6 protein-coding genes are annotated in these 9,548 nt (G+C 72.5%); 3 read left to right on the top strand and 3 right to left on the bottom strand.

Annotated elements, in window-relative coordinates; genetic code table 11:
• Positions 1–98: 98 nt before the first annotated feature.
• Positions 99–647, bottom strand: a complete 549-nt coding sequence (locus ACX9I7_RS30160) for a MarR family winged helix-turn-helix transcriptional regulator (RefSeq protein WP_459389126.1) — start codon at positions 645–647, stop codon at positions 99–101.
• 101 nt (positions 648–748) lie between these two features.
• On the opposite strand from ACX9I7_RS30160, the gene ACX9I7_RS30155 reads away from it, so the two are divergent.
• Positions 749–2,080: an MFS transporter gene (locus tag ACX9I7_RS30155; RefSeq protein ID WP_459389125.1), complete on the top strand. Its 1,332-nt coding sequence runs from the start codon at positions 749–751 to the stop codon at positions 2,078–2,080.
• 62 nt (positions 2,081–2,142) lie between these two features.
• On the opposite strand, the gene ACX9I7_RS30150 is transcribed toward ACX9I7_RS30155, so the two are convergent.
• Positions 2,143–3,942, bottom strand: a complete 1,800-nt coding sequence (locus ACX9I7_RS30150; protein WP_459389124.1) for an ATP-binding SpoIIE family protein phosphatase — start codon at positions 3,940–3,942, stop codon at positions 2,143–2,145.
• A 278-nt stretch (positions 3,943–4,220) separates the two neighbouring features.
• Positions 4,221–5,546 (bottom strand): NAD(P)/FAD-dependent oxidoreductase, encoded by a 1,326-nt coding sequence (locus ACX9I7_RS30145; protein ID WP_387577824.1) that lies wholly within the window; start codon positions 5,544–5,546, stop codon positions 4,221–4,223.
• Between the two features lie 547 nt (positions 5,547–6,093).
• On the opposite strand from ACX9I7_RS30145, the gene ACX9I7_RS30140 reads away from it, so the two are divergent.
• Both ACX9I7_RS30140 and ACX9I7_RS30135 read left to right on the top strand, forming a co-directional pair.
• Positions 6,094–6,843 carry a TetR/AcrR family transcriptional regulator gene (locus tag ACX9I7_RS30140; protein WP_358624080.1) on the top strand — a complete coding sequence of 250 codons (750 nt, stop codon included), beginning with the start codon at positions 6,094–6,096 and terminating at the stop codon, positions 6,841–6,843.
• Positions 6,844–7,423: 580 nt separating this feature from the next.
• Positions 7,424–9,544, top strand: coding sequence for a sigma-70 family RNA polymerase sigma factor (locus tag ACX9I7_RS30135; protein ID WP_459389123.1), 2,121 nt, complete (start codon positions 7,424–7,426; stop codon positions 9,542–9,544).
• Positions 9,545–9,548: the final 4 nt, after the last annotated feature.

Genomic DNA, 9,548 nt, shown 5'->3' with positions numbered 1-9,548 from the left:
GTGGCTATCTTGGGACCGTACCGGCCCCGTGACAACTCGGAGAACACTATGGATCCGGTGGGGTTGTGTCAACTGGCTCCGGCCACCCCCGTTCGAGCTCATTCGAGGTCGGTGAGCCGGCCCCCGGCGTCCGGCTGGGTGCGCTCCACCCGGCGCAGCAGTCGGGTCAGCATCTCGCCGAGTTGGGCGCGCTCGTCGGTGGAGAGGTCCTGGAGGAGTTCCTCCTCGAAGATCGTGGCCTTGCGCAGGCCCTCCAGCCACTTCGCCCGTCCGTCCTCCGTGATGCCGACGATCACGCGGACGCGGTTGTTCTCGTCCCTCTCCCTGGTGACCAGACCCTCCGCGACCATGCGGTCGATGCGGTGGGTCATGGCGGCCGGGGTGAGGCCGAGGCGCTTGGCGAGGTCGCCGGGGCCCAGGCAGTAGGGGTCGCCGGCGAGGACGAGGGCCTTGAGGACCTCCCACTCGGCGTTGCCCATGCCGAGCTCCGCGGTCTGGCGCCCGTACGCGACGTTCATGCGGCGGTTGAGGCGGCTGAGAGCGGAGACGACGCGTTCCACCTGCGGATCCAGGCCCTGGAACTCGCGCTGGTAGACGGCGATCTGCTCTTCGAGGCTCGGCTCGGCGGGCCCGGGGGTGTCTGCCATGAGCGGCAGTATCGCAGAAATCATTGGCGCTAAAGCCCTTCGGCATGTACTCTTTAGCTTCGAAGTTTAGGGTTGAAGTCTTCAAGCTTGAGGGGTGAGGAGTGACCACCGCGATGGGCGCGGCACTGCGCCGGATCCAGTTGGGCAACGCGTTGAGCGCGTTCGGCAACGGCTTCACGGTTCCGTATCTCTACGTCTATGTGGCGAAGGTGCGGGGCCTGGGAGCGGGGACAGCGGGTCTGACGCTGTTCACGCTGGCCGTGGCCGCGCTCGTCGTGCTGCCTTTCACCGGTCGGGCGATCGACCGGCGGGGTCCGTTGCCCGTGGCCATCGTGGGTACGGTCTCGGCGGCGATCGGTTCGCTGGGGCTGGGCCTGTCGAGCGTGACGCCGCTGGTCATCGCCTCCGCCGCCGCACTCGGTGCGGGTATAGCGGTGATCCAGCCGTCGCTCGCGACCATGATCGTGTGGTGCTCGACGCCCCTGACCCGTTCGCGCTCCTTCGCCACCCAGTTCTTCCTCAACAACCTGGGCCTGGGTGTCGGTGGACTCATCGGCGGTCTGATGGTCGACGAGAACGCCGCGTCGAGCTTCATCCGGCTGTTCGGCATCGAGTCGCTGATGTTCCTGGTCCTGGGCGCGACGGTGGCGACCGTGAAGCTGCCGGAGTCCCCCCGGGTCGAGGACGCCGTGCCGACGGACAGCCGGCCCGAGGGCGCGTGGCGCACCCTGCTGCGCGACCGTTCCATGGTGTGGCTGTGCGTACTGGGCTTCGTGATGTTCTTCGCCTGCTACGGACAGTTCGAGTCGGGGCTGGCGGCGTACGCCACGGAGGTCACCCACGTCTCCCCCGCCACGCTGGGCCTCGCGCTGTTCGCCAATACGGCCGCGATCGTCGTGACGCAGTTCGTCGTGCTGAAGTTGGTGGAGGGCCGTCGGCGCAGCCGGGTCATGGCGCTGGTCGGGCTGATCTGGACCGTGGCGTGGGTGGCCGCGGCGCTGTCCGGTCTGGTGCACGGTGCGCAGGCGGTGGCCACGGGGCTGCTGATCTCCACGTACGTGCTGTTCGGTGTCGGTGAGTCGATGCTGTCGCCGACCGTGGCGCCGCTGGTGGCGGACCTTGCTCCGGCGTCGCTGATCGGTCAGTACAACTCGGCCTTCGCCCTCGTGAAGCAGCTGGCGATGGCCTCGGGGCCGCTGCTGGGCGCACTGCTGGTGGGTCTGGGGCTGTCCGGTGTCTATGTGACGCTGCTGATCATGTGCTCGCTCGGCATCACGGCGCTGGCCCTGCGGCTGGGGCGCGGGCTCACCGCGGCGCAGGACAATCCGCTCGTCGCTCGCGCGCAGCGGGCCCGGGCGGCGGGCCCTGCCGGGACCGGAACCGAGACCGGTCCCGGGACCGAGTCCAGCGAGCGGGTGCCCGTCGCGGCCTGACGTTCATATGTAAAGGGGTGGGCCTGACCGGAAGTGAAAGCTTCCGGTCAGGCCCACCCCTTTTACATATGCGCACCCGTACCCGGCAGCGCGAACTCGCACCAGACGGCCTTGCCGCCGCCCGGGGTGCGGCGCGACCCCCAGGACGAGGCGATGGTGGCGATGATCGAGATGCCGCGGCCGGCCTCGTCCGCGGGCTCGGCGCGGCGGCGGCGCGGCAGGTGGTCGTCGCCGTCGGTGACCTCGATGATCAGGCGGCGGTCGGTGCGGCGCAGCCGGAGCCGCATGGGCGGTTCGCCGTGCTGGAGGGAGTTGGCCACGAGCTCGCTGGCGGCCAGGACGCCCAGGTCGCGCAGCTCGGTGGGGAAGCGCCAGCTGGCGAGGACGCCCGAGGCGAAGGCGCGGGCCCGGGGCGCGGCCTCGATGCCGCCGAGGAGCTCGAGCGCGGCGTTGTGGAAGAGCTCGGCGTCGTGGCCGGTGCGCAAGGGGTGCTGGAGGACGAGCATGGCGACGTCGTCGTCGTGTTCCTGGGTGACGCCGAGGGCGCGGATGAGGCGGTCGCACATGACCTGGGGTGAGCCGGTCGCACCCGCGAACGCCCGCTCGAGGGCGGCGACGCCTTCGTCGATGTCCTCGTGGCGGCGCTCGACGAGGCCGTCCGTATAGAGGACGGCGCTGGAGCCGGGGCCGAGGGGCATGCTGCCGGACGTGTGGAGCCAGCCGCCGGTGCCGAGCGGGGGGCCGGTGGGCTCGGCGGCCCGGTGGACGGTGCCGTCGGGGTCGCGGACGAGGATCGGCAGATGGCCCGCCGAGGCGTAGACGAGGCGGCCCTCGTTGGGGTCGTGGACGGCGTAGACGCAGGTGGCGATCTGGGTGGCGTCGATCTCGGCGGCGAGGCCGTCGAGGAGCTGGAGGACCTCGTGGGGCGGGAGGTCGAGGCGGGCGTAGGCCCGTACGGCGGTGCGGAGCTGGCCCATGACGGCGGCCGCGCGGACGCCCCGGCCCATGACGTCGCCGATGACGAGGGCGGTGCGGCCGGCGCCGAGGGTGATGACGTCGTACCAGTCGCCGCCGACGGCGGTGTCGCTGCCGCCGGGCTGGTAGGTGGCGGCGACGCGGAGGTCGTCGGGCTGCTCCAGCTCCTGCGGGAGGAGGCTGCGCTGGAGGGTGACGGCCGCCTCGCGCTGGCGGCGTTCGCTGGCGCGCAGTCGTTCGGCGGCTTCCACCTGGTCGGTGACGTCGGCGGCGAAGACGAGGACGCCGCGCCGACCGTCGCCGTGGCCGGCCGTTCCCTCACCCGTCGATCCTTCACCAGTCGTTCCCTCACCGGGCGCGCCGTCGCCGCCGACGCGGGGGTCGCCGACGTCGATGGGGGTGCAGGTGAAGGTGTAGTAGCCGTGGCGGCCGGCGGCGACGGGGGCACGGCGGGACTTGACCGTGCGGGGTTTGCGGCTGCGCAGTACCTGGTCCATCAGGGGGAGCAGGCCGAGTTCCACGAGCTCGGGGAGGGCCTCGCGGGCGGGGGCTCCGGGGGTGCGGGGGCCGAAGAGGGTGGCATAGGCGTCGTTGACGTAGGCGATGCGGTGCTCGGGGCCGTAGACGACGGCGACGAGGGCCGGGACGGTGCCGAGGATGTCGTGGACGGAGAGTGCGTCGAGGCGGGGGACGGGCTCGGTGTCCGGCGCCGGGGCGGATCCGGCCCGGGCGGCGGGCACGGTGCCGGGGCCGACGGTGCCTGGGCCGACGGGACCGCCGCCGTCGGGAGGCGGGGGCTGCGGGGGCGTGGCGGGCGTGCGGTCGGCGCGCGCAGCTGCTCGGCGCTGCGTTCCGGGGAGCCGGGCGCTCCAGCGGGTGAAGTTCACTGAGGATTACCTCGCGGAGTCGTTCCGGGTCAGCTCGGCGACGTGGGGTGCCTTGCGGGGTGGCGGTGCCGCGCGCCCGGCTCGGCGGCGCGGTCTGCGGTGCGGGGGCCGGCCCCCGGGGGAGTGCAGCAAACGTCCGGATCCTCATGATTGTTACTCTTCGCGGCTACCAGCCCACCCATGGTCACACGTCCAGTGTGGCCGACGGGTCCGACATTCGTCAGACGCCGCGTCCCAAAAGGGGGTTCCGGCTGAAGGACCGTGCCCTTCACCGGGCGTCAGCTGGCCTCCGGGTGGCGGCCCGTGCCCGCCGCGAGTTCGAATTCGGCCCGGGGGTTCTCCAGTGAGCCGAGCGAGACGATCTCGCGTTTGAAGAGTCCGGCGAGGGCCCAGTCGGCGAGGACGCGTGCCTTGCGGTTGAGGGTGGGGACCCTGCTGAGGTGGTAGGCGCGGTGCATGAACCAGGCGGGGTAGCCCTTGAGCTTCCTGCCGTAGACGTGGGCGACGCCCTTGTGGAAGCCGAGGGAGGCGACGGAGCCGACGTATTTGTGGCGGTAGTCCTGGAGGTCGTGGCCGCGGAGGGAGGCGATGACGTTCCGGGCGAGGACCTTGGCCTGGCGGACGGCGTGCTGGGCGTTGGGGGCGCAGGTGGCGTCGGCCTGCCCGGCGGTGAGATCGGGGACGGCCGCGGCGTCCCCGGCGGCCCACGCGTGCGGGACGCCGTCCACGCGGAGGGCGGCGGTGCAGACGAGCCTGCCGCGCTCGTCGAGGGGCAGGTCGGTGGCGGCGAGGACGGGGTGGGGTTTGACGCCGGTGGTCCACACGAGCGTGCGGGTGGGGAAGCGCGAGCCGTCGCTGAGCACGGCGACGCGGTTCTCGCACGACTGGAGGCGGGTGTCGAGGCGTACGTCGATGTTGCGGCCGCGCAGTTCCCGGATGGCGTACTGGCCCATCTCCGCGCCGACTTCGGGGAGGATGCGATGGCTCGCCTCGACCAGGATGAACTTCAGGTCTTCGGGCTGGATGTTGTGGTAGTAGCGGGTGGCGTAGCGGGCCATGTCCTCCAGCTCGGCGAGCGCCTCCACTCCCGCGTAGCCGCCGCCGACGAAGACGAAGGTGAGGGCGGCGTAGCGGACTTCGGGGTCGCGGGTGGAGGAGGCGATGTCGAGCTGTTCGAGGACGTGGTTGCGCAGACCGGTGGCCTCCTCGACCGTCTTGAAGCCGATGCCGTAATCGGCGAGGCCGGGGATGGGGAGGGTGCGGGAGATGGAGCCGGGGGCGAGGACCAGCTCGTCGTAGTGGAGGTCGACGGCGCCGGTGCCTTCTTCCTCGCTGGCGAGGGTCTTGACGGTGGCGGTGCGGTTCTTGTGGTCGATGGCGGTGACCTCGCCGGTGAGGACCTGGCATTTGGCGAGGACCTGACGCAGCGGCACGACGACGTGGCGGGGCTGGATGGAGCCGGCGGCGGCCTCGGGCAGGAACGGCTGGTAGGTCATGTACGGCTCGGGGTCGATGACCAGGATGTCGGCCTCGCCGCGCTTGAGCTTCCGCTGGAGGTGCAGGGCGGCGTACATCCCGACGTAGCCGCCGCCGACGACGAGGATGCGCGTACGGGTGGGGGTGGGGGCGTCGGGGGTTGAGGCTTCGGGGGTTGGTGCCTCGGTGGCGGGTGCCTCGGTGGCTGGATCGGTTCCGGTCGGTGCGGGTTCCGCTCCCTCCCGCTCCTGCCGTCCCTCGTGCCTCTCACGCGCCGCTCCGCTCTCCAAGGCCCTCTTCCTCCTCGCGCTGCCGCGTCGTCCTGGCATCGTCCTCGCGTTGTGGCACAGCTCCTTCCCATGACGCATCGCTCTCAATGGTTTGTCCACAGCCACTTTGAAATGTACGACCGGTCGCGGAGCTGATCCGTCCGTGCGAGGAGGCCCGTCAAGTAGGAAAAATTCGCAGGTCAGGGGGGATGCGACGGGGCGGAGCGGTGGTGCAGAATCAAAGGGGATCAGGCCCGTACTCCAATCGGGGACGGCCTGTGCGGAACTACCCCCTTCTTTCTTGACCTGGGCTCAACTATGTTCGTACTCCGTCGGGGTGTCGAGACACGCCCCGGCAGTCAGGGCGGGGAGTCTCCGGGGGGAGACGTCATAACCGGGGGAACGTATGACCATTCAGAGCTCTCATTGGTCTGCCGCTGTCGCGACGACGGCCGACGGCACGAGTGGCCGTAATACGCCGTTGCGCGTGGACGCTCAGCGCAATCTGGAACATGTTCTGCGGGCGGCTCGCGAGGTCTTCGGCGAGCTGGGGTACGGGGCGCCGATGGAGGACGTGGCGCGCCGGGCCCGGGTGGGAGTGGGGACGGTCTACCGCCGGTTCCCCAGCAAGGACGTGCTGGTCCGGCGGATAGCCGAGGAGGAGACGGCACGGCTCACCGAGCAGGCGCGCACCGCGCTGGGGCAGGAGGACGAGCCGTGGTCGGCGCTGTCCCGGTTCCTGCGCACGTCGGTGGCGTCGGGCGCGGGCCGGCTGCTGCCTCCGCAGGTGCTGCGGGTCGGCGTCGACGTGGAGGCCGAGGAGCTCCGGGAGCGGGTTCCGGCGCGGGTGCCGCAGCAGCGGCAGCCCGTGGGCGCCGGGGGCCAGCTGCACGAGCTGCGGCTCGTCGAGCAGCGGCCGGCGGCGGTCCAGGAGCGGGACGACGCTGGTGCGGCGGCCCTGCTGGACGTCGTGGGCCGGCTGGTGGAGCGGGCGCGCTCGGCGGGTGAGCTCCGCGCCGATGTGACCGTCGCGGATGTGCTGCTGGTGATAGCGACGGCCGCGCCGTCCCTGCCGGACGCGGCACAGCAGGCGGCGGCCTCGTCGCGGCTGCTGGACATCCTGCTGGAGGGCCTGCGGTCCCGTCCCGCGCGGTAGCCCGTCGGCGGAAGCCGTGAGGTGACGGTTGTCGGCGGCGGCGACGCAGGTCGCGGGCGCCGACAACCGCCCTCTTCTTCACTCTCTTCTTCACCGGTTTGCATCGGCTTCTATCGGTTCTCGTGACCATCGGTATTCCGGCCCGGCCAGGGACCGGACGGGTGGTTGCCGCTGGTGAAGTGATCCTGCCGCGTTCCCGTATGCCAGGCTGCTCGGAGTTCGAGTGTGCCGGCGTGTACGGGGAGCCTGCGCTATGAGTGTTGACGGGCGGGAAGAGCCTCGCGGAAGCGACGGGGCCGGCGATCCTTCGCCGCCGCACAAGGTGCCCGGTCAGGGCGGGCCGTCCGCGGCCTCCCCCGATCCGGGTCCCGACTCCCTCTCCGGTGCCCTGGACCTGTGGTTCGGGCCCGTCGGATCGGGAGTGCCGGCACCGAGGGACAGCGGCCGGGTGGACGCCGATCCGGGGGTGACAGACCTGGATGCTTCCGGCATTCCCGCTCATACCGATGCCGTCGGTTGTACCGGGGACGGTGCGCCGGTCGATGATGCCGGGGTGCGGGAAGACCAGGAAGCCACGGATGTGCCACCGTCCGACCTCGAGCTGGTCGCACAGCTGCGCGGTGGCGAGAGCACCGGAGCGTACGAGGAGCTGTATCGGCGCCATGCCGGCGCGGTCCGCCGGTACGCCCTCAGCTGCTGCCGCGACGACCACACCGCCGAGGACCTGACCAATGAGGTCTTCGCCGCCACGCTCCAGGCGGTACGGGGCGGCGCCGGGCCGGACACGGCGGTGCGGGCGTATCTGCTGACCACGGTGCGGCGGGTCGCGGCGGCCTGGGGACGGACGACCAGGCGGGAGCATCTCGTCGAGGACTTCGCGGTCTTCGCGACCTCGTCGGCGGCCGCGTCGGTCGCCGACGAGGACGACACGCTCGGGCTCGGCGCGGATGTGCGGGCCATGCAGGAGGCCGAGGAGTCCTTGGCGGTGCGGGCGTTCCGCAGCCTGCCCGAGCGGTGGCAGACGGTGCTCTGGCACACCACCGTGGAGGAGGAGTCGCCGAGCGAGGTGGCCCCGCTCCTCGGGCTGACCGCCAACGCCACGGCGGTGCTGGCGCACCGGGCGCGCGAGGGGCTGCGGCAGGCGTACCTCCAGGCGCATGTGAGTACGTCGCTGACGACCGGTGGCGAATGCGCGCGCTACGCGGACCGGCTCGGCGCGTACGCGCGCGGAAGTCTGCGGGCCCGGGCCGAGCGGGGGATGCGTAGGCATCTGGACGGGTGTGCGCGCTGTCGTATGGCGGCGCGGGAGGTCGCGGACGTCAACTCGCGGCTGCGCGGGCTGCTGCCGGTCGCGGTCATCGGTTGGTTCGCCGCCGACTGGTCGCTCAAGGCGGCGTCCGGCCTCGCCGCGGGAGCGGCCGGCGCGGCGGGAGCCGCGGCCGTGAGCGCGGGTGCGGGTGCCGGCGCGGATGTGGGCGCGGGGACGGGCGCCGGTGCGGGTGCGGGTGCTGGTTCCGGTGCCGGGTCGGGGGGAAGCGGGGGCGGAGGCGCGGGCGCCGCGGGGAGCGGGTCCGGGTCGGGCGGGGCGGCCGGGTCCGGTACGGCGGGCTCCGGCGCGTCGGGATCGGGAACGGCCGGATCGGGGACCTCGGGATCGGGGACGGCCGGGTCCGGTGCGGCGGGGTCGGGCGCGTCCGGGTCCGGGGTCGCGGCGCAGGGGCTCGGTCTGGCAGCGAAGGTCGCGCTCGTCGCCGGGACCGTGGCCACCGTCGGCGCGGTCATCGCGTACACCCTGGCGGCCGGGACGTCCGCGCCGCCGGAGAAGCCGCTGGCCAAGGACACCGTCGCACCCGCCCTGCCGACGCCGCGCGCGCCGAAGGCCACGCCCAGGCTCACCGCCTCGGCGGGCCCGACGGCCCCGCCCGCGCTGATGGCGAAGCCGGTGGCGGGTTCTTCGAGCGCGCACGCGAGCACGGGCACGTCGGCCGGGGCCTCGCCCTCGGCGCCCGGCCCGTCGGCGTCGCGCACTCCGGTGGCCTCCGCGTCGTCGTCGGCCTCGGCCTCCGCCATGGCCGGGTCGGGGTCCGAGTCCCGGCCCACCGCGCACGCCCCCACGGCCCACCCGTCCTCTCCCACCTCGAACACGTCAAGCGCCTCAAGCACGTCGAACACCTCTGACACCTCGAAGCCCACGCCCAAGCCGAGGCCCACGCACAAGCCCGACCCCACGCCCGACCCCGAGCCCACGCACAAGCCGCGGCCCCCAGCGGTGTTCCCGCTCAACCGGCTGGAGTACAGCGGGTTCGGCGACGGTTCGCAGCCCGAGGTGCGGTTCGGCGCGAGCAGTTGGCTGTGGCAGCGGTACGGCGGCGTCCGCATCGGCGGCACGGCGTACCGCCACGGGGTGACCGTCCATGCCGCGTCGTCGGTGACGATCGACCTCAACCGGTCCTGTACGTCCTACGACGCCATGGCGGGTCTGGACGACATGTCGTTCGGCCTGGGCACGGTCGCGTTCTCCGTCTACGCGGACGGCACCCGGCTGTGGAGTTCGGGCCCGGTGCGCGCCGGGCAGGCGGCGGTGCCGGTCCATGTGCCGCTGGCGGGCCGCAGGACGCTGCGCCTGGTCGTACAGCCGGTGTCCGCGTGGGACCGGGTGGCGGTGCCGGACTGGGCGCTGGCCCGGATCAGCTGCGGCTAGGCCG

This window comes from Streptomyces sp. L500 (assembly GCF_054551825.1).
The sequence above is the reverse complement of the archived record's forward strand: the minus strand, read 5'-3'. Positions and strand labels throughout refer to the sequence as shown.